We start from the raw sequence: 19,105 nt of genomic DNA, 5'->3' as shown, positions 1-19,105 counted from the left end.
CCACCCCATGACACCCGACACGACGTCTTCCGCCATCGCGCTGCTCACGCATCTCGTGGCGTTCGACACCACAAGCCACAAGTCGAACCGCGATCTCGTGAGTTTCGTCGAAGCCTACCTCGCCGACCACGGCGTCGCCTCGCATCTCGTCCCCACCGAGGACGGTGAGAAAGCCTCGCTGTTCGCAACCATCGGGCCGGAAGACGTGCCGGGCATCGGCCTCTCCGGCCACACCGACGTCGTGCCCACCGTGCCGTCCGATTGGACGAGCGATCCCTACCTCGTCCGCGAGGAGGCGGGCCGCCTGTACGGTCGCGGCACCACCGACATGAAGGGCTATCTCGCCTGCGTGCTCGCGCTCGTGCCCGAGTTCAAGCGCCGCGCACTCAAGGTGCCGATCCACATCCTGTTCTCTTACGACGAGGAAACCGGCTGCACAGGCGTACGTCCGATGATTGCCGAGCTTGGCAACCGCCTTGCGAAACCGCGCCTCGTCTTCGTCGGCGAGCCGACGAACATGACCGTCGTCGATGCGCACAAGGGGCCGATGCGCTGGCGCGTCGACGTTGCGGGCCGTGCGGCACATTCGAGCATGGCGCCCATCGGGGTCAACGCCATCGCGATTGCCGCCGAGCTCATCGCCGAGTTGAACCGCATCGAAACGGATCTCAAGACCGCAACGCGCGACGACCGCTTCCTGCCGCCTTACGCAACGCTGCAAGTCACCGAGATCTCAGGTGGCACGGCGTCCAACATCGTACCCGCCGCATGCCACTTCGGCTTCGAGGTCCGCACCCTTGCGGGCCTCGACGTCGAGGCCATCGAGCGGCGCCTGAACGCGTTCGCCGAAACGCGTTTCCTCGCCGACATGCAGCGTGTCGCGCCGGAAGCGGGTATTTCGATCCGCCGCGTCAACAGCGTGCCGCCCTTCGCGGCGGGTCCCTTATCGGAAGCGGTCGCGCTCGCCCTCAAGCTCGCCCAGCAGAACGAAACGTACGCCGTCTCGTACGCGACCGAAGCGGGTCTCTTTCAAATGGCGGACGTCCCGGCCGTGGTCTGCGGACCGGGCGACATCGCCCAAGCCCACACCGCCGACGAATGGATCGCGATCTCAGAGATCGAGCGCTGCCTCGCCTTCCTCGGCCGCCTCGCCGACTGGGCCGAAGGCTGACATCTTCTCCACCCAGCCCCGCAGGGGCTCGGGGCGCGACCGCGCCCCCGCGGCAAGTGCCGCGGCCCTCAACCCGCACCCGGCCCCTTATCCGAAGCTTCTCTCAACTTACGTACGAAAACAAAAATGAAAAAAGGCCGCTTGGGGGCGGCCTGAGGTCGTGTTGGTTTGGCAATGATCAGTGCAAACGTGATCGGATATCCGGACGCTTAGGACAGAACGCTTTCGCCACTTCGTTCAGCAGAAGCTGATGACGCAACGCGTGCTCGACGTGTGGTGCATGAAGTAGATCGTCCATGAAGGCCATCTGCGCCTCGAACGTGCTCGAAACCGCCGAAAGGCCGAACGCATACCAATCGAGAAACCAAGGGGCCGGAGACGCGCCCTGACCCAACTCTGACACTTCGACAAGACCGCCGGCCTGGGCCAGCGAAGGCGGCTCGGAATGCGCATCCGGTTTAACCGGGCGAACATCGCGAGCGGAAACGGTGGGCGACTGGGGACCACGGCCGGACGGCACCGATGCGGCGCCTGACGGAGCATGATCTTTAAGTTTGTCCCGGAGCCGCCGGATCGTGGACGGATCGGAAATGCCGAGCGACTTGATCGCCGTGGTGGGCCTCAGCCCCGGCTCGGCATCGAGCAACGCCTCGATGCGCCTAAGCTGTGCGCGATCGTCGAGGCCGCTGCCTTTGGGCCGGCCGCGGCGGCCGGTTGCGGAAGACATGAAAATCGATCCATCCCTCGTGATTCGATTTAACGAATCCTGAGGACTATCGACGCGCATTGCAAAGGAGAAAAAGTAGGAAACCCAATAAGAAACGTCATCAGGCTTATATCTGTTGCGAAAATGATTCTCCGCCTTGTATGGGCTCGCGAACAAAAAGGGGGCATAAGGAATTCCCTTACACCCCCCCTTCATGAGCCACGCCGCCGCGCGACGGAGCCGGTTGCCGTCAGCCGAGCAGCCCGCGCATGCGCGCAAGATGAGACAGCTTCACCTCCGGCCGCGCACCCATCTGCCCGATGATTTCGGCAGCTGCGAAACTGCCGAAGCGCCCCGCCGCCGAGTAGTCGTCTCCGCGTGCCAGCCCGAACAGGAACCCGGCCGCATAAAGATCGCCCGCACCTGTCGTATCCACCACCTTCGCCACCGGGTCGGGCGCGATCTGAATAGGCGTGCCCTCCGAGACCACCAGCGATCCCTGCTCGCTGCGCGTCAGCACGGCAAGCTTCGTATCACGCGAGACGTGCCGCACCGCTTCGTCGAAGCTCGTCGTTTCGTAGAGCGAAAGGATCTCGCTCTCGTTGGCGAACAGAATGTCGATGCCCGCCCGGATCAGCGCCAGGAACTCCGCCCGGTGCCGGTCCACGCAGAACGAATCCGAAAGCGTCAGCGCCACTTGCCGTCCCGCTGCCTTCGCAATGGCGAGCGCCTCACGGAAGGCCCCCTTCGCCTCTTCGCGATCGAACAGATATCCTTCGAGATAGACGATGCGCGACGCCTCGATTACCGCCGCATCGACATCGCTTTGATTGAATTCGGTGCTGATGCCGAGATACGTGTTCATCGTCCGCTGCCCGTCGGGCGTCACGAGGATCAGCGAGCGCGACGTCGCAAGCGCGCTGTTTTCGGCCGCCGGCGTCTCGAACGCGACGCCCGCCGCACGGATGTCGTGGCGGAAGATGCGACCGAATTCGTCGCTCGCCACCTTGCCGATGAACGCCCCGCGCCCGCCGAGAGACGCAACGCCCGCAGCCGTGTTCGCCGCGGAGCCGCCGGAGATCTCAACCCCAGGACCCATGTCCGCATAGATGGTGTCGATGGTCGCGGCATCGACCAGGCGCATATGCCCCTTGGGCGCCGCGTGCTTGTCGAGGAAGCTGTCCTCGCAGCGGCCGATGATATCCACGATGGCATTGCCGATCGCGGCAACATCGTATTTCGTGCCTGGCATAACGTGTCTCCCTCGTCCCGAAATTGAAGCGCGCACTATAGGCACCGCGGCCCGCTGCGCAACGGATGCGCGGCTACCGGCGATCCCGGCCCGATCCCTCGCGTGCCATCATCGCAAGCCCAATCGCGAGCCGCTCGGACAAAGCCTCCTCCAGCGCGCTTGTGAGCCGCGCCGCCTTGGCCGCCGTCGAGATCCTGCCGAGCGCGTCGGTCAGCCGTGCCGAGGTCCAGAGCCGGCACTGCGCCGCGAAGGCATCCTTTTGCTTGAAATGCAGCGGCGGCCGCATTCGGCGCAGCGCATCATCCAGCGTGCTCCCGCTGTCCACAGCGGCGCGCACCCGATGCAGCCTTTGGAAATGCCGCTGAAGCGCGGCAATGATCGCTTGCGGGCTTTCGCCTGACGAAACCGCCCGGCCGCACTCGCCCACGGCCCGCGATGTGTCTCCCGCAGCCGCGGCGAACGTGATCCGCTCAAGCGCGAGTTCGGAAACGTCGCCGACCACGGCCTCCACGTCATCGAGTGTAATCTCTCGCGCGCTGCCGACATAAAGCAGCAGCTTTTCGATCTCGCCCCGCGAGAGCGCACGGTCCGCTCCGAGCCGCTCCACCAGCGCGTGGCGCGCATCCGCAGAAATCGACGTTCCAGCAGCCCGCACCATGTCGCGGATGAGCGCTTCGAGATCCTGGGCCGCGTCCGCATAGCAGGCGACGGCAGCAGCAACGGCAGCCTTCTCGAACAGCGCGCGCAGCGCCTCGTCGGGTTTGAGATTCCCCGCTTCAACGATCAGCATCCCTTCGAGAGCCGCGTCGTCGATCAGCGGCCGCAGCGCGGCAGCGTTGATGCGCCGCCCCGCCGTGACACGCACGATCTTAGGGCCCCCGAACATCGGCACCGTGCCGAGTTCCACGATGAGACGCTCCGGGTTTCCGTCGAGGTCGGCGTCGTCCAAGCGAAGCAGCTCTCCCGCCGGATCGGTGCGCGCCGCAGAGGATTTTGCGAACGCAGCCGCGCGCTCCGCCACAAGCCCGACATCGGAGCCGAAGAACAGCACCGCACGAATCTTGGGATCGGGAGATGAGAGAAACGCCTGGGCCTGATGCGCCTTGACGGCAACCATGCCCTAAGCGGAGCCTGCGAGATAAGCGGAGAGACGCGCCTTCAGATCCTCGCCCACCACCTTGGCGGCGCGGTTCTCGGCGTCCTCGCGTGCCCGCACGTTGGAGAAGATCGACTGATAGCGCTCGAAGCCTGCACGGCCGTAGCTCGTGCCGGTGAGCACCACGCTGTTGTCCGTAACCTGGATCAGCCGGAAGCTCGCCTCGATGTTGAACACCTGGCCGCGGCTGTCGCCGTCGCTCTGCACGAGGGTCGAGGTCACGCTTTCGCGGATCGCCACATCAAGCCGAAGCCGCGGCTCCTTGGTCTCGCCGCCGCCGCCCGTCGAATGGAAGATCAGCTCATTGCGGATTTGCTGCCCGACGCGGCCGGGGATCGGCGCCACCGCAACCTCGGCGAGCCGCTCGTCGGCAGCCGCGCCGCCGAATGCTGCCGAGCCGTAAAGCGGGCGGAACCCGCCGTTGCCGCACGCCGCCACGAACGGCCCAACGAGCGCCGCGGCCAGCAACAGCCGGGAGGCTGTGCGGCGATTTACGACGGTTGGTTTGTTGCCGCTCGAACGCATGGTCCCTGCCTCAGGCAACGACATTCACAATCCTCTGCGGCACGACGATGACCTTTTTGGGCTCTTTGCCTTCAAGGGCCCGTACCACGGCTTCGAGCTTGAGCGCAGCGGCCCGAACCTCGTCTTCCTTGGCGTCACGGGCGATCAAAAGCTCGTCGCGGCGCTTGCCATTCACCTGTACGGCAATGGTGATCTTATCGTCAACGAGCAACCCGGATTCCACGGCCGGCCAAGGCTGATTGGCGAGCAAAGTGTTGTATCCGAGCCGCGCCCAGCATTCCTCGGCGAGATGAGGGATCATAGGCCCGATCATCTGCACGAATAGTTCGCCCGCTTCCCGCAAAGCCCACGATAAATCTTCGCTCGTCTTGCCCGCGCCCTGAGACTTCGCAAGATGTCCCGAAAGAACGTTCGTGAATTCATAGATCTGAGCGACGGCCACATTGAAGCGCAAGGCCTCGATGCTTTGCCCCACGGCATGAACGGCTTTATGCGCAGCCCGGCGAAGCTCCGTGGCTTCGGCCGAGAAATCGGCGGGGCGCGGTGCCCCGGCAGGCGCGGCGAGACGGGCGACTTCGTCCACGAGCCGCCAGGTGCGCTGAACGAAGCGCCCGGCCCCCTGGATGCCCGCTTCCGTCCACACGACGTCGCGCTCGGGCGGGCTGTCGGACAGCATGAACCAGCGCGCGCAGTCCGCACCCCATCCCGCGATGATGTCGTCGGGATCGACCAGGTTCTTTTTCGACTTCGACATCTTCTCGATGGAGCCGATCGTGGCTGGCGTCCCGGATGCGATCTCGACCGCAGTCCGCGCAGCGCCCTCTCCGTCGAAGCGCACCTCGCTCGGCAGGAGCCAGCTTCCGCCTTCCGACTTGTACGTCTCGTGCGTGACCATGCCCTGCGTAAAGAGCGCGCCGAACGGTTCGCGAAGCTCGCGCGAGCCGTGGCCCGTATCCGCGATGGCCCGGAAGAAGAAGCGCGAATAGAGCAGATGCAAAATCGCGTGCTCGATACCGCCGATGTATTGATCGACCGGCAGCCAGTAGCTCGCCGCTTGCTTGTCGACCGGCTGATCGGCCTGAGGCGCGGTGAAGCGCACGAAATACCAGGAGCTGTCGACGAAGGTATCCATGGTGTCGGTTTCGCGCCGCGCCGGCGCTCCGCACGTCGGACACGGCACGTGCTTCCATGTCGGATGCCGGTCGAGCGGATTGCCGGGCTTGTCGAAGCTGGCATCTTCCGGAAGCTTGACCGGCAGTTCGGCGGCCGGAACCGGAACGACACCGCACGCCTCGCAATGCACGATGGGGATCGGGCAACCCCAATAGCGCTGCCGCGAGATGCCCCAGTCGCGCAAACGGAAGTTCACTTTGCGCTGGCCCACGGGCTTTTTGCCGAGCTTCATGCCTTCGAGGCGCGTCGCCGCTTCCTCGAACGCTTCGCTCGTCGAAAGACCGTCCAGGAAGCGCGAATTGATCATCGTGCCGTCACCGTCGACGGCGTCTTCCCCGATGGCGAACGTCGCCGCATCCGCGCCCGGCGGCAGGATGACGGGGATCACGGGTAGACCGTACGCGCGCGCAAAGTCGAGGTCGCGCTGATCGCCTGCGGGACACCCGAAGATCGCGCCCGTCCCGTAGTCCATCAGAACGAAGTTCGCGACATAGACGGGCAGCTTCCAATCCGGATCGAACGGATGCGCCGCGCGAATGCCGGTGTCGAACCCGCGCTTCTCCGCCGTTTCGAGATCGGCAACCGAAGTCCCGAGCCGCCGGCATTCCTCGGAGAATGCCGCAAGCTCCGGGTTCGTCTCGGCAGCAGCCTTCGCGAGCGGGTGATCCGGCGCAATCGCCATGAACGACGCGCCGAACAGCGTGTCGGGCCGCGTCGTGTAGATTTCGAGTTCGTTGTGTCCCTGAGGCGCGCCTTCGGCATCGAGCGCCCAGCGCACGAGCGTGCCCTCCGAGCGCCCGATCCAGTTCGCCTGCATCAGGCGCACCTTCTCCGGCCACTTGTCGAGCGTCTTGAGCGCGGCGAGCAGCTCTTCGGCGTAGTCGGTGATCTTGAAGAACCATTGCGTCAGCTCGCGCTGTTCCACGAGCGCGCCCGAACGCCATCCGCGTCCGTCGATCACCTGCTCGTTCGCGAGCACCGTGTGATCCACCGGGTCCCAGTTGACCTTGGAGGACTTCCGGTAGGCAAGGCCCTTCGCATAGAGATCGAGAAACAGCTTCTGCTGATGCTGGTAGTAATCGGGGCTGCACGTCGCGATCTCGCGGCTCCAGTCGAGCGAGAGCCCCATGGACTTGAGCTGGCCCTTCATCGTCTCGATGTTGGCGTACGTCCACGTCGCGGGATGCGTCTTGCGCTCGATGGCGGCGTTTTCGGCCGGCATGCCGAAGGCGTCCCAGCCCATCGGATGGAGCACGTTGAAGCCGCGCGCCCGCTTGTAGCGGGCGAACACGTCGCCCATGGCGTAGTTGCGCACGTGCCCCATGTGGATGCGGCCCGAGGGGTAGGGGAACATCTCCAGCACATAGGACTTGGGCCGCGTCTGGTCATCGGAGGCGCGGAAAATCTCGCCCTCCTCCCAAACCTTTTGCCAATGCTTCTCGCGCGCCGGCGCGTCGTACCGTTCGGTCGTCATGGAGAGGATTCGTGCTCTTGGGATCTTGAGGAATTCGGCGGTACTGAGCCCGAAAGGGGGAGTGCGGTCAAGGCGACGCAGCAGCCGCGTCGACCCACGATATGTTCGCATCTCCCGCTTGTAGGGACATGTATGGATCGTCGTGTGCTTCCCATAAACATATCGGGCCAGGTATGTTCACAAAAATCACTTTTGTGAACACGTGCGCCGAGAAACGATCTCCGGATGCACATACCCTCGCAGCTATGTTCCAAAATCACAACTTATGGAACATATCGACCTTGATATGCGCACCGAACGCGCATATCACAACCCATATGTTCACAAAATCGCCCTGAGCGAACACGTTTCGAGAACGCGAGAAGAGAAACGGCTGTGGAAGACCTCACCAGGAAAAACTCGGGCTGGCCGCCGCTCCGCACCGCCTGCGACCCGAGCAAGCCGTTCAATGACTTGCCCCCGCTGCCGCCAGCAGCCGAACTCGACTCCAAAGCCATTCTGAAGGCGACGATGCCGGCCCGCATCGCCGTGGCCGAACTGCGTCTGGCGGGCCGCGACATTCCCGACCAATCCGTCCTCGTCAACACGATCCCCCTGCTCGAAGCCAAGGACAGCTCCGAGATCGAGAACATCGTCACAACCAACGACGCGCTGTTTCGCGAAGCCAGCCATAGCGACGACGGAAACGATCCGGCGGCCAAGGAGGCGCTACGCTATCGCGCCGCGATCTACCTCGGTGCTCAGTCCCTGAAGTCGCGGCCCCTTGGCGCACGAACGGCCATCGACCTCTGCAGCCACATCAAAGGCGTCGATCTCGATGTCCGATCGACCCCAGGCACGACGCTACGCAACTCCTTCAGCGGAGAGGTCATCTATACGCCGCCCCAAGGCGCCGACAGACTGCGTGGTCTGCTCTCCAACTGGGAGCAATACGCCAACGGACCGGACGACATCGACCCGCTCGTCCGCATGGCCGTCCTGCACTACCAGTTCGAGGCCATTCACCCCTTTATCGACGGCAACGGCCGCACAGGCCGCATCCTCAACATCCTGACACTCATCCAGGCGGGCCTGCTCGATATTCCGACTCTCTACCTCAGCCGCCACATCGTTCGCACGAAGGGGCAATACTACGCGCTCCTGCAGGGCGTAACGCAGCGCGGCGAGTGGGAACCCTGGGTGCTCTACATGCTGACCGCGGTCGAAACGACTGCGACATGGACAAACGCGCACATCCGCGCCATTCGCGACCTCATGACGAACACAGCCGCTTACGTGAACGCCAACGCAAGCAGCATTTATTCGTGGGAGCTGATCCAGACGATCTTCGCCCAGCCCTACACACGCATCGGTCATCTGGTGGATCGTGGCGTCGCGAAACGCGTTGCAGCGTCGCGCTATCTGAAGCAACTCGCCGCAATCGGCGTCCTGGATGAGGAGAAGGTCGGCCGCGACAAGCTCTTCATCCACCGCAAATACATGAAGCTGCTTGGCTCGGACGACCACGAGTTCGAGCGCTATCCGGGAACCACCGTATGACCGTTGTCACCGACACCCTCGCCGACATTGAGACGCGCCTCGCCGCAGCCGCGCGCGCGGCGGGCCGCGACCCAGCCGCAGTCAACCTGATCGCAGTCTCGAAAACGTTCGGCTCCGAGCACATTCTCCCGGTCCTCGAAGCGGGCCAGCGCATGTTCGGCGAAAACCGCGTGCAGGAAGCCAAGGCGAAATGGCCGGAGCTGCGCGCGCACTATCCGGACATCGAGCTCCACCTCATCGGCCCGCTACAATCCAACAAGACGCGCGAGGCCGTCGCCCTGTTCGACGCCATCCACACCGTGGACCGGCCGAAGATCGCGCGCGCCATTGCCGAGGAGCAGGCGCGCCAGGAGAAGCGCCTCAAGCTGTTCGTCGAGGTCAACACTGGCGAGGAGCCGCAAAAGGCCGGCATCATGCCGAAGGAGACCGCCGCCTTCGTCGCTCATTGCCGGGACGACCTCGGCCTCGAAATCGCGGGCCTCATGTGCATCCCTCCCGTCGAGGAGGAACCCGCCGTCCACTTCGCATTTCTGGCGAAGCTCGCCCGCGACCTCGGCCTCCCCGAACTCAGCATGGGCATGAGCAGCGATTTCGAAACCGCAGCCAGCTTCGGCGCGACGCACGTCCGCGTCGGCTCGGCCATTTTCGGCGCCCGCTGACCCATACCGAACAGATCTATCCCCACAACTACCCACAGCTTTTCCACGACTGCGCGCCTCCCGCCCCGCCGTCGCTCCGAGCCGGATGCTAGCGTTTCGCCATCCGCGTGATTCGCGCGAACCCGAGATGACGCAGGGAGACCGGCATGAACGCACCCGCCCTCAAGGTGGTCGACGCAAAGGCCGAAGCCGCAGCCGCCGAAGCCGCACGTGACGCCCACGAAGAAGCGCTGAAAGAGGCCGCCGCAACCACACCGGCAGCCCCCGCACCAACGCGCGCCAAGAGCAAAAAGAAAGTTTCGAAGCGCGCGAAGGACGAGTGGAACCGCTTCACCGTCGACATCTGGATCACGAACTTCAACTGGATCGAGTTCGGGCTTTATCGCCACACGCGCAACCGCGCGAAGTCGCGCCAGTTCACGACCGACATGGACATCTTCGGCGAGATCATCGAGGACGGAAAGCGGACCGGCCTGTTCGGCTATCGCGAGGACGCCTGGAAGAAGGCCGAGGGCATGCACAAGCGCCTCGTCTTCCGCCTCTTCACCGACAAGCTCAACTGGCGCGCGACCATGGATCTCATGATCGGCCGCTCGCTGCAGCAGACCATCGGTGCGCGCGGCATGCCGGTGATGACGTATTCGATCAACACCGACGACGGCGACAACTACATCGTCTATCTCGAACGCTCGGCCAACAAGTGGCCGTTCATGCCGGAGAACTTCTCGTTCTTCATCATCGGCAAGGACGGCAAGCCGCAGTTCTACAGATTGAAGCGCGCCTTCATCAATCTTGGCGGCGATTACACGCTGATCGATCAGCACGGCGAGGTCGCGGGCTATCTCGACGGCCGCGTGTTCTCCATCGGTGGCAAGTGGAAAGGCCAGGTCCGCGCGGGAGCGGATCGGCGCTTGCTGACAATCATGAAGCTGTTCGGCGCCACGTTGATCTTCAACTGCGACGCGCGCCGCCATATGAAGCGGCTCTACAAAGACATGCTCGCGGGCAAGATCGAACCCGCGTTGGAGCGACAGGAATCCGACCTCTACATGAACCCGCGCCGCATCCGCTGACGATCGCACATCGAGCCAGAAACGAAAAAGGCCAGAGCAGGACTCTGGCCTTTTTCTTATTTCGTATGAAATCGCTCACCACCACCTGGACGTCACCCCGGCGAAGGCCGGGGCCCAGACACGCTTCCGAGTTTCGCCGCATCGGGATGCCAGCCTCCGCGGCATGGCGGGATGAAGCCTCAGTGGAGAGTTACCGTTGCCGCATCATCGACAATCTGCGCCTGCTGCTGTGTCTGCGCGGGCGTCGGCAATTCACCGGCCGGTGTTTCTCCCGCGATGGCAACGAGCGAGCTGTCGATCTCCTTGAGACCCGTCACAAATGTATTGAGCCGGCCTGAAATCTTCTCGATGAAATGATCGGCGAGCGTCGGATCGTCGGTCATGTGCGCGAGCATCTCAGACCGCGTGATCCTGAGCGCACGCACAGGCGTGCGCGCCACGACTGTCGACGTGCACGCGGTCTCGATCAGCATCGTCATCTCGGAGATGAGCGCGCCCGCCGGGATCGCCTCCGCACCGTCGCCGAGGCCCGGCCCCTCTGTCCGCACCGCCTCGCCCGACACGACCAGCACCGCCGCATCCGGCTCGGCGTTGGCCGCCACGATCACGTCGCCCGGCCTGTAGACGATGCGGTCCGCGCGCCGCGCAATTTCGGTGAGCTGAAGCGGCTTCAGCCCCTGGAACAGGGGCACGTTGAGAAGAGGAAGCACAAGCGCATCGAGTGCCATCGTAAGAACCCCGCAAAACCAGCACGACACCGCCCGCACGGCGGTTGAAAACTGGTCTCAGGCTCCGGTGATTCGGCCCATCCGGTCCAGGCACTCGTATACGCCTGTTAATTGCACGTGAACAACCTGTTTACGCCGAGAGTTTGTAGCCGCCCGTTTCGGTGACGAGAATTTCCGCATTAGACGGGTCTTTCTCGATCTTCTGACGCAGACGATAGATATGCGTTTCGAGCGTATGTGTCGTTACGCCTGCATTGTAACCCCACACCTCGTGCAACAGCGTCTCACGCGAAACCACCTTGTCGCCCGTCCTGTAGAGATACTTGAGAATTGCCGTCTCTTTTTCGGTGAGGCGAACCTTGCCGCCCTTGTCGTCCACCAGAAGCTTCGACGCCGGCTTGAACGTGTAGGGCCCGATCGTGAAAACGGCATCCTCGCTCTGCTCGTGCTGGCGGAGCTGCGCGCGGATGCGTGCAAGCAGCACGGCGAACTTGAACGGCTTGGTCACATAGTCGTTGGCGCCTGCATCCAGACCGAGGATCTGGTCGGCATCGCTGTCGTTGGCCGTCAACATGATGATCGGGCTTTTGAAGCCGCCCTTCCGCAACAGCCGCACCGCTTCCCGCCCATCCATGTCCGGCAGCCCGACGTCGAACACCACGAGATCGGGATGCCCGCTCTTGGCGGCCTCGATCCCGGCCCCTGCCGTCCCCGCCACCGACACGTCGAACTCGTCGTGCAAATCCAGCTGATCTTGAAGAGACCCGCGGAGATCCTCGTCGTCGTCGACGAGCAGGATCTTGCGTGCGGCACTCATGGCATCGGGCTCCAATCGTAGGGTTGAAGGGCGCACCCCTCTTAGCACCTGTCCCCGGACTGAGGTAGAGTGCGTGATCCGGCGCCCCGCAACGGTCCGCGCCCAGCGGAAAAAGGGGACCGCCATCGCAGTGCGCAAAATCGTCGTCCGGACCCTGAACCCGCGCAGCCAGCGGGGTTGGCTCGCGTGCGGCAATCTCGTTTTCCGGTGCGCTCTCGGGCGCGGCGGCATCCTGACCGCGAAGCGCGAGGGCGACGGCGCAACTCCACGCGGCCGGTTTCGGCTCGAAAGCGCCCGTTATCGAGCCGATAAGCTGCGCCGCCCCCACACGGCACTCCCGCTCTCCACGACCCGAACGGACGACGGATGGTGCGATGCAGCAACCGACCGAAATTACAATCGGGCGGTCACGCACCCTTACCCTGCGAGCGCCGAAAAGCTCTGGCGCACGGACGGCCTCTACGACGTTTTCGTTGTCCTTGATTACAATCGCCTGCCTCGCAGGCGCGGACGAGGAAGCGCGATCTTTCTGCACGTCGCCGGCGAAGGTCTCGCCCCCACAGAAGGCTGCGTCGCCCTCGCCCGCCGCGACCTCCTGAAGCTTCTGCCCCTTATCGACCGCCACACTCGCCTCGTCGTCGTCTGAGATGATCTCTCAACTCTTGTCCGACCAATGGCTGCCCAGGCCTGAAAGGCCTCTGGCGCCAAGGGCGCCCGGCGCAAGTGCGCCGGCCATCCACAGAGCACAACGTTCTTTGAACGAAGCCTCTCGACACTGGCGTACGAAAACAAAAAAAGGCCCGGCTTTTTGCCGGGCCAGTTTGGAGCACGTCTAGGGGAGACGCGTGCTCGGGAGAAGATCTCGGTGAGAACCTGCCGGCCGAAGAGCCAACTCGCCCGACCCGGCTGCACGCGACAGGCCCATCGCTCATCTGGTTTCAAGAGCCATGCCAGCCCGTTCAAAGCGATCAAAGCACTGAAATTGCTGAAAACATTGAAGTTGCTGTTTCACGGCGCAATTCCTAGCCGCATAGAATCTAGGCAACCTGTCATCTCCGGCTTGGTTTTTGAGCAGTGCAGCCCGGGAGCAACGCGACCCGGCGGTCGTGGCGGAGCCATGCTCCGCATGGACTGCGGCGGCCATCCACAAGCACGACACTCCTTTTCCGAAGCCTCTCGCCACTTGTGTCCGAAAACAAAAAACAGCGCGCCGGCGCTCGGGACGCGACCGCGTCCCCGCGGCAGGTGCCGCGGCCATCCACCAGCGCCCGGCCTCTTATCCGAAGCTTCTCGCAACTTGCGTACGAAACGAAACGCAGCGCATCAGCGCTCGGCGCGCGACTGCGCGCCCGCGCCAAGTGGCGCGGCCATCCACCGGCGCCCGGCTCCTTTTCCGAAGCCTCTCGCAACTTGTGTTCGGAAAAAAATGCGTACGAAAACAAAAAATAGCCCCGGGGTTCTTGGACCCCGGGGCCACCCCGCCGACAGGACGTCGAGGGTTAGTGCACCACCTCGCCGTGCAGGTTGACGTCGAGACCTTCGACCTCCACCGGCTCCGGCACGCGGATGCCGATGGTGTACTTGAGCACGATCAGGATCACGAAGGTGGCGAGCGCACACCAGATGATCGTGGCAAGGATGCCGTAGATCTGGATCCAGACCTGAGCGAAGTTGCCTTCGAGCAGGCCGGCCGTGCCGCCGATGGCTTCGACAGCGAACACGCCCGTAAGGATCGCACCGACGATGCCGCCGATGCCGTGCACGCCGAACACGTCGAGACTCTCGTCGTAGCCCATCGCCTTCTTGACGACCGTCGAGAAGAAGAAGGCGGCGAAGCCCGCACCGATGCCGATGAAGAGACCGCCCATCGGATCGACGAAACCGGCAGCCGGCGTGATGCCGACGAGACCGGCGATCGCACCGGACGTCACGCCCAGCACCGTCGGCTTGCGATGGAAGATCCACTCGGCGACCATCCAGGTGAGACCACCGGCAGCGGCAGCGATCTGCGTGACGAGTGCGGCCATCGAGGCCGTATCGTTGGCAGCAGCGGCAGAGCCTGCGTTGAAGCCGAACCAGCCGACCCACAGCAGCGAAGCGCCGATCAGCGTTAGCACGAGGTTATGCGGCGCGAGGTTCTCCGTGCCGTAGCCCTTGCGGCGGCCAAGCACGAGAGCGGCAACGAGACCCGCAACACCCGAGTTGATGTGAACGACCGTGCCGCCCGCGAAGTCGAGCACGCCGTCTTCCGAGAGGAAGCCGCCGCCCCACACCCAGTGACAGATGGGCGCGTAAACGATGAGGCTCCAGAGCACGAGGAAGATGAGCAGGCTGGAAAACTTCATGCGCTCGACGATCGACCCGACGATGAGCGCCGGCGTAATCGCGAAGAACGTCATCTGGAACACGATGAAGAGCGACTCCGGGATCGTGCCCGACATCGCGTCCTTCGTCAGATGGCCGAGGAACAGCTTGTCGAGGCCGCCCGTGTAGGCATTGAGCGCCCCGCCGTCGCCGAAGGCGATGGAGTAGCCGATCACGAACCATGTCACCGAGAGAACGCAGACGGCGGCAAACACCATCGCGACCGTGTTGAGCACGTTCTTCTTGCGCGTCATGCCGGCATAGAAGAGCGCGAGACCGGGAATGGCCATCATGAGAACGATGACGGTCGACGTCAGCATCCACGCCGTATCGCCGGCGCTGAGTGCCGGTTCAGCAGCCGCAGCCGCTGCCGGTGCTGCGGGCGCAATGACCTCCTGCGCGAAGCCGGGCCCGGCCACGAGCGTGAGCGCGAGACCGGCCGCAAGGGCCAGCGTCGAGCGCGAGAACAAACTTTCCTTCATGTGGTGAACTCCCCTGTCATCCAACGTGTGAGCGAGCCGCATCTCAGAGCGCCGCGTCATTCGATTCCCCCGTGCGGATGCGCAGGGTGTGTTCAATCGACGAGACGAAGATCTTGCCGTCGCCGATCTGGCCGGTCTTGGCGGCCTTCACGATCGCTTCGACAGCCTTGTCGACGAGCGCATCGGCCACGACGACTTCGATTTTGATTTTCGGAAGGAAGCTCACGGCGTACTCGGCGCCGCGGTAGACTTCCGTGTGGCCCTTCTGGCGGCCGTAGCCTTTGACTTCGGTGACCGTCATGCCTTGCAGGCCGATATCGGTCAGGCTCGACCGCACCTCCTCCAGCTTGAACGGCTTGATGACGGCAGTGATGAGTTTCATTGGAGAGCACCCCTTGGTTTCGTCCCGCCCGATGTCTGGTGACGCGAGACAGGCCTCCGACATGCATGCCGCCGGGAACCCGGCAGCAATCGGCAAGTACAGAGTCAAGAGCTGTGCCAACTCCGAATGCGGCGAATAGAAGGCTGATTTTGTTCAGAATTTAGAAACGAACGGCCGCCGGACGGGCATTCTCGGGCCCATCCGGTGCTCAAAACTTATGCAATGAACGAGGTTTGCCTGCTATTTGACCACAAAATCGGTCTGGCGCTTGCGGATCAGCCCTTCCTGCGCCGCGGACGCAACGAGCCGCCCGTTCCGGGTGAAAAAGCTGCCCCGGCAGAACCCGCGCGCACCCGAAGCGCTTGGACTGTCCTGAACGTAAAGCAGCCACTCGTCCGCGCGGAACGGACGGTGGAGCCACAGCGCATGATCGAGGCTCGCGAGTTGCACGTCCTCGTCGAACAACAGCTTGCCGTGGGCGATCAGCGCCGTATCGAGCAGCGTGAAATCGGAGGCATAGGCGAGCACGCACTGATGCAGGCTCGGATCGTCCGGCAGCGTGCCGTTAGCCTTGAGCCAGATCGACTGCTGCGGCGGTTGCGGCGCCCGCGCAAGATACCGGGAAACGTCCACGGGCCTCAAATCGACGGGCTGCGCCCGCTGCAGGTAGCTCCGCATGTTGTCGGGCATCGCATCCGTGAGCCGCTCCATCAGTTCCAACGCAGAAGGAAGCGCCTCCGGAGCCGGCACGTCAGGCATATCGAGCGCGTGCTCGTAGCCCTCTTCGTGCTTCTGGAAGGAGACGCTCATGGTGAAGATCACGCGCCCGTGCTGGATCGCCTTCACCCGCCGCGTGGAAAAGCTGCCGCCGTCGCGCGTACGCTCCACCTCGTAGAGAATGGGAATGTCGGGATCGCCGCCCAGAAGGAAGTAGGCGTGCAGCGAATGGGCGGTCCTGGGCTCGTCCACCGTCCGCACGGCCGCCACCAGCGCCTGGCCCAGCACCTGCCCGCCGAACACGCGCTGCCGGCCCACCTGAGGGCTCAGTCCGCGGAACAGGTTGACCTCCAGCGGTTCGAGATCGAGCAGACCCACGAGTTCGTCGAGTGCGCTCTGACCGTCCGTCCGTCCGCCAAGCATGTCGCGTGACATGGAGCTTCCCTGCATTTGATGCTATCGACAGAGGACGACGATGGGCTGCGCCTCCAACCCGGTCAAGACCGGCGCGGCGACCCATCGCATGCCGATCCTTCTTCGCTCCACCCATTGGCCCGATCATCGCACCGCCCGACACCATGACCGACGCGACATCCACAACACGCTTTGACGTCGTCATCTCAGGCGCGAGCTTCGCGGGCCTCGCTTTGGCACGCGCGCTGGTCACGGCTTTTGGCGATGAGATCCGCATCGCGATCGTGGATCTCAAGCCGCGCACCGCGTCGCCGTCCGCAACGGACGACGCACGCGCCTTCGCCCTGTCCGCCGGAGCGCGGCGCATGTTGGAGACGCTCGGAGTCTGGGGCGACGTCGCCGCCGTCTCGCAACCCGTCACCGAAATCCAGATCACGGATTCGAGCCTCGACGCGGGCGTCCGCCCGATCCTGCTGACCTACGACAATCACCTGGAACAGGGCGAAGCGACGGCCGCCCGCGAGACCGCAAGCCACATCGTGCCCGCTCCCGCGCTCGAACGCGCGCTCTCGGCCGCCGTCGCATCGTCGGAGAACATCACCGTCCTCGCGCCGGCCGGCATCGCCGAATTCGCGGACACCGGCGCGGGCATGTCCATCACGCTGGACGACGGCCGCAAGCTCCAGGCGCAACTCCTCGTCGGCGCCGAGGGCCGCCGCTCGCCATCCCGCGACCGCGCACGCATCAAGACCGTCGGCTGGAACCACGGCCAGACGGCCATCGTCACGACCATCGCGCACGACCGCCCGCACGAGGGCCGCGCCATCCAGCACTTCCTGCCAGCCGGCCCCTTCGCCATCCTGCCACTTCCCGGCAACCGCGCCTGCCTCACCTGGACCGAGGACGCCGCCGAAGCCGAACGCATCCTCGCGCTCGACGACGCAGGCTTCCTCGCGGAGGTCGAAACGCGTGTCGCCGGCCGCCTCGGTGCCCTCACACTCGCGGGGCCACGTCAGTCCTGGCCGCTCGCAACGCACCTCACACGCGCTTACGCAGCGGCGCGCTTCGCGCTCGTCGGCGACGCTGCGCACGGTGTCCATCCCATCGCGGGCCAAGGCGTGAACCTTGCGTTTCGCGATGTCGCGGCCCTTGCCGAGATCGTCGCCGACAGCCTGCGGCTCGGCCTCGACCCCGGCAGCCTCGAAGCGCTCGGCCGCTACGAACGCTGGCGGCGGTTCGATTCAGCTATGTCGGCGGCGGCCTTCGACGGCCTCAATCGGCTGTTCTCCAACGATTGGCTGTTGCTTCGCGCCGCCCGCGATTTCGGCCTGGGTCTCGTGGATCGTATGCCGGAGATAAAACGCCGCCTCGTCGCGGAAGCCGCCGGCCTCACCGGCGACCTCCCACGCCTGTTCAAGGCCGAACGGCTCTAACGCACCTGCGTCCGAAAACGCTCACGGTTCGTCACCTGCAACCGCATCTCCGTTCGCGTCGCCCGCATCCACCTCCTCAGGTGGCGCAATCACGATCACGCCACCCGCGATGTCCACGCGCACGACGACCGTTTCGGTCATCGGATAGAGGTCGGTCCGCTTTGCTCCCTCGGGCCGCACTTCGAGAATGTCGCCTGCCCCGTAGTTCAGCACCGCGACCACCTCACCCAGCGCCACGCCTGCCTCCGTGACAGCCGCGAGCCCGACGAGATCCGTATGGTAATATTCTCCGTCGTCCGGCGGCGGCAAGCGATCGCGCGGCACATAAAGCGCCACGCCCTTGAGACGCTCCGCGCCGTTCCTGTCATCGACACCCGCAACCCGGCAGATGACGCCCTTCGCCGTACCGCCCTCGACGGACAGCGTGAACGTCGCGCTTCCCCCCTCGTCTTCGAGCGGCCCGTAATCCGCGATTGCGCTAGGCTCCGCCGTGTAGCTGCGCACGAGCACCGCGCCGCGAATGCCGTGTGCGCCCGTGATATGCCCGAGCAGCACGCGCCGCGCCGCGCCGCCGTTGTCCGGCCGGTTGTCTTCATCTGTCATCGATAGATCGCTGCCGTTTTTCTCGTTATTTCGCGAGGGGTCCCATGAACCGGAGCTCGACCGCCACCGGCGCACCCGCGATGTCGACCACCGCTGAAGAAATCGGATGTCGCGGACAGAAACGCCCCGACACATCGACGAACGCGCCCTCCGGCCCCACGGCAAGACCCGTCAGCAGAACACCGTGCGGTGGAATGGCGAGCTGAACCTCGACCACCGCCTCGCCGCAGGCCGGATCATAATGGTAGCGGCCTCGGAAAACACCCCCGTGCGGGTCGGAGCCAAGAATGAGCCCCCCGCGGAAAACGGCGAGCCCTTCGCCGGAAGCGGAGCGTCCTCCCCCCGGGATATCAGGAGCCTCGAAGCTCAACCCGTAGACACCCTCGTCGATCATTGCCGATTGCCCGCCTGCACCCGGACCGGACGCGGGGCAACCT

General features: G+C 64.3%; 18 protein-coding genes. 6 read left to right on the top strand and 12 right to left on the bottom strand.

Annotated features, from left to right (window positions below; all coding sequences use genetic code 11):
* Positions 1-7 precede the first annotated feature (7 nt).
* Complete coding sequence (gene argE / locus W911_RS02095) at positions 8-1,171, top strand: acetylornithine deacetylase (protein WP_023785858.1); 1,164 nt, start codon at positions 8-10, stop codon at positions 1,169-1,171.
* A gap of 178 nt (positions 1,172-1,349) precedes the next feature.
* On the opposite strand, the gene W911_RS17090 is transcribed toward argE, so the two are convergent.
* From W911_RS17090 to leuS, 5 genes are all read right to left on the bottom strand, one after another.
* Complete coding sequence (locus W911_RS17090; RefSeq protein WP_144083483.1) at positions 1,350-2,093, bottom strand: COG3415 family protein; 744 nt, start codon at positions 2,091-2,093, stop codon at positions 1,350-1,352.
* A 34-nt stretch (positions 2,094-2,127) separates the two neighbouring features.
* Positions 2,128-3,129 (bottom strand): adenosine kinase, encoded by a 1,002-nt coding sequence (locus W911_RS02085; protein ID WP_023785856.1) that lies wholly within the window; start codon positions 3,127-3,129, stop codon positions 2,128-2,130.
* A gap of 73 nt (positions 3,130-3,202) precedes the next feature.
* The gene (gene holA, locus W911_RS02080; RefSeq protein WP_023785855.1) at positions 3,203-4,246 is read right to left on the bottom strand and encodes a DNA polymerase III subunit delta; all 1,044 of its coding nucleotides are present in this window, start codon (positions 4,244-4,246) and stop codon (positions 3,203-3,205) included.
* A gap of 3 nt (positions 4,247-4,249) precedes the next feature.
* The gene (locus W911_RS02075; protein ID WP_244438566.1) at positions 4,250-4,834 is read right to left on the bottom strand and encodes a hypothetical protein; all 585 of its coding nucleotides are present in this window, start codon (positions 4,832-4,834) and stop codon (positions 4,250-4,252) included.
* On the bottom strand, positions 4,821-7,457 hold the full coding sequence (gene leuS, locus W911_RS02070; RefSeq protein WP_023785853.1) for a leucine--tRNA ligase: 2,637 nt from the start codon (positions 7,455-7,457) through the stop codon (positions 4,821-4,823). Before leuS ends, W911_RS02075 begins: the two co-directional genes overlap by 14 nt.
* A gap of 375 nt (positions 7,458-7,832) precedes the next feature.
* Between leuS and W911_RS02065 the strand changes: the two genes are divergently transcribed.
* The 3 genes from W911_RS02065 (at position 7,833) to W911_RS02055 (ending at position 10,728) form a co-directional block, all read left to right on the top strand.
* Positions 7,833-8,996, top strand: a complete 1,164-nt coding sequence (locus W911_RS02065; protein ID WP_023785852.1) for a Fic family protein — start codon at positions 7,833-7,835, stop codon at positions 8,994-8,996.
* A complete protein-coding gene (locus W911_RS02060; protein ID WP_023785851.1) occupies positions 8,993-9,655 on the top strand; it encodes a YggS family pyridoxal phosphate-dependent enzyme in 663 nt (220 codons plus the stop codon). The genes W911_RS02065 and W911_RS02060 overlap by 4 nt, the downstream gene beginning before the upstream one ends.
* A 146-nt stretch (positions 9,656-9,801) precedes the next feature.
* On the top strand, positions 9,802-10,728 hold the full coding sequence (locus W911_RS02055; protein WP_023785850.1) for an LURP-one-related/scramblase family protein: 927 nt from the start codon (positions 9,802-9,804) through the stop codon (positions 10,726-10,728).
* Between the two features lie 179 nt (positions 10,729-10,907).
* Here W911_RS02055 and W911_RS02050 read toward each other — a convergent pair whose 3' ends face one another.
* Complete coding sequence (locus tag W911_RS02050; RefSeq protein ID WP_023785849.1) at positions 10,908-11,456, bottom strand: Crp/Fnr family transcriptional regulator; 549 nt, start codon at positions 11,454-11,456, stop codon at positions 10,908-10,910.
* 130 nt (positions 11,457-11,586) lie between these two features.
* Positions 11,587-12,273: a response regulator transcription factor gene (locus W911_RS02045; protein ID WP_023785848.1), complete on the bottom strand. Its 687-nt coding sequence runs from the start codon at positions 12,271-12,273 to the stop codon at positions 11,587-11,589.
* A 76-nt stretch (positions 12,274-12,349) separates the two neighbouring features.
* Here W911_RS02045 and W911_RS02040 point away from each other — a divergent pair, with 76 nt between their 5' ends.
* The gene (locus W911_RS02040) at positions 12,350-12,919 is read left to right on the top strand and encodes a L,D-transpeptidase family protein (protein WP_425277599.1); all 570 of its coding nucleotides are present in this window, start codon (positions 12,350-12,352) and stop codon (positions 12,917-12,919) included.
* Positions 12,920-13,772: 853 nt separating this feature from the next.
* On the opposite strand, the gene W911_RS02030 is transcribed toward W911_RS02040, so the two are convergent.
* The 3 genes from W911_RS02030 to tesB all read right to left on the bottom strand — a co-directional run bounded on the left by W911_RS02030 (position 13,773) and on the right by tesB (position 16,653).
* Positions 13,773-15,119: an ammonium transporter gene (locus W911_RS02030; protein ID WP_023785845.1), complete on the bottom strand. Its 1,347-nt coding sequence runs from the start codon at positions 15,117-15,119 to the stop codon at positions 13,773-13,775.
* A gap of 43 nt (positions 15,120-15,162) precedes the next feature.
* On the bottom strand, positions 15,163-15,501 hold the full coding sequence (locus W911_RS02025) for a P-II family nitrogen regulator (protein WP_023785844.1): 339 nt from the start codon (positions 15,499-15,501) through the stop codon (positions 15,163-15,165).
* A gap of 240 nt (positions 15,502-15,741) precedes the next feature.
* Positions 15,742-16,653 (bottom strand): acyl-CoA thioesterase II, encoded by a 912-nt coding sequence (tesB, locus tag W911_RS02020; RefSeq protein ID WP_244438564.1) that lies wholly within the window; start codon positions 16,651-16,653, stop codon positions 15,742-15,744.
* A 143-nt stretch (positions 16,654-16,796) separates the two neighbouring features.
* Between tesB and W911_RS02015 the strand changes: the two genes are divergently transcribed.
* Entirely contained in the window at positions 16,797-18,065 is a 1,269-nt protein-coding gene (locus tag W911_RS02015; protein WP_023785842.1) for an FAD-dependent monooxygenase, read from the top strand.
* A 21-nt stretch (positions 18,066-18,086) separates the two neighbouring features.
* Here W911_RS02015 and rimM read toward each other — a convergent pair whose 3' ends face one another.
* Together rimM and W911_RS17990 are read right to left on the bottom strand one after the other, a co-directional pair.
* Positions 18,087-18,668, bottom strand: coding sequence for a ribosome maturation factor RimM (rimM, locus tag W911_RS02010; RefSeq protein WP_023785841.1), 582 nt, complete (start codon positions 18,666-18,668; stop codon positions 18,087-18,089).
* A gap of 25 nt (positions 18,669-18,693) precedes the next feature.
* Complete coding sequence (locus W911_RS17990; RefSeq protein ID WP_023785840.1) at positions 18,694-19,062, bottom strand: hypothetical protein; 369 nt, start codon at positions 19,060-19,062, stop codon at positions 18,694-18,696.
* Between the last annotated feature and the right edge of the window lie 43 nt (positions 19,063-19,105).

The sequence above is a fragment of the Hyphomicrobium nitrativorans NL23 genome (assembly GCF_000503895.1).
Taxonomy (GTDB): Bacteria; Pseudomonadota; Alphaproteobacteria; order Rhizobiales; family Hyphomicrobiaceae; genus Hyphomicrobium_C; species Hyphomicrobium_C nitrativorans.
This window is presented reverse-complemented; position numbering and strand designations above follow the sequence as displayed.

Excerpts from the sequence above, each read along its gene's own strand:
- argE (WP_023785858.1), top strand. The coding sequence starts at position 8 with ATGACACCCGACACGACGTCTTCCGCCATCGCGCTGCTCACGCATCTC.
- W911_RS17090 (WP_144083483.1), bottom strand. The coding sequence starts at position 2,093 with ATGAAGGGGGGGTGTAAGGGAATTCCTTATGCCCCCTTTTTGTTCGCG.
- W911_RS02085 (WP_023785856.1), bottom strand. The coding sequence starts at position 3,129 with ATGCCAGGCACGAAATACGATGTTGCCGCGATCGGCAATGCCATCGTG.
- holA (WP_023785855.1), bottom strand. The coding sequence starts at position 4,246 with ATGGTTGCCGTCAAGGCGCATCAGGCCCAGGCGTTTCTCTCATCTCCC.
- W911_RS02075 (WP_244438566.1), bottom strand. The coding sequence starts at position 4,834 with ATGTCGTTGCCTGAGGCAGGGACCATGCGTTCGAGCGGCAACAAACCA.
- leuS (WP_023785853.1), bottom strand. The coding sequence starts at position 7,457 with ATGACGACCGAACGGTACGACGCGCCGGCGCGCGAGAAGCATTGGCAA.
- W911_RS02060 (WP_023785851.1), top strand. The coding sequence starts at position 8,993 with ATGACCGTTGTCACCGACACCCTCGCCGACATTGAGACGCGCCTCGCC.
- W911_RS02055 (WP_023785850.1), top strand. The coding sequence starts at position 9,802 with ATGAACGCACCCGCCCTCAAGGTGGTCGACGCAAAGGCCGAAGCCGCA.
- W911_RS02050 (WP_023785849.1), bottom strand. The coding sequence starts at position 11,456 with ATGGCACTCGATGCGCTTGTGCTTCCTCTTCTCAACGTGCCCCTGTTC.
- W911_RS02045 (WP_023785848.1), bottom strand. The coding sequence starts at position 12,273 with ATGAGTGCCGCACGCAAGATCCTGCTCGTCGACGACGACGAGGATCTC.
- W911_RS02030 (WP_023785845.1), bottom strand. The coding sequence starts at position 15,119 with ATGAAGGAAAGTTTGTTCTCGCGCTCGACGCTGGCCCTTGCGGCCGGT.
- W911_RS02025 (WP_023785844.1), bottom strand. The coding sequence starts at position 15,501 with ATGAAACTCATCACTGCCGTCATCAAGCCGTTCAAGCTGGAGGAGGTG.
- tesB (WP_244438564.1), bottom strand. The coding sequence starts at position 16,653 with ATGTCACGCGACATGCTTGGCGGACGGACGGACGGTCAGAGCGCACTC.
- W911_RS02015 (WP_023785842.1), top strand. The coding sequence starts at position 16,797 with ATGACCGACGCGACATCCACAACACGCTTTGACGTCGTCATCTCAGGC.
- rimM (WP_023785841.1), bottom strand. The coding sequence starts at position 18,668 with ATGACAGATGAAGACAACCGGCCGGACAACGGCGGCGCGGCGCGGCGC.
- W911_RS17990 (WP_023785840.1), bottom strand. The coding sequence starts at position 19,062 with ATGATCGACGAGGGTGTCTACGGGTTGAGCTTCGAGGCTCCTGATATC.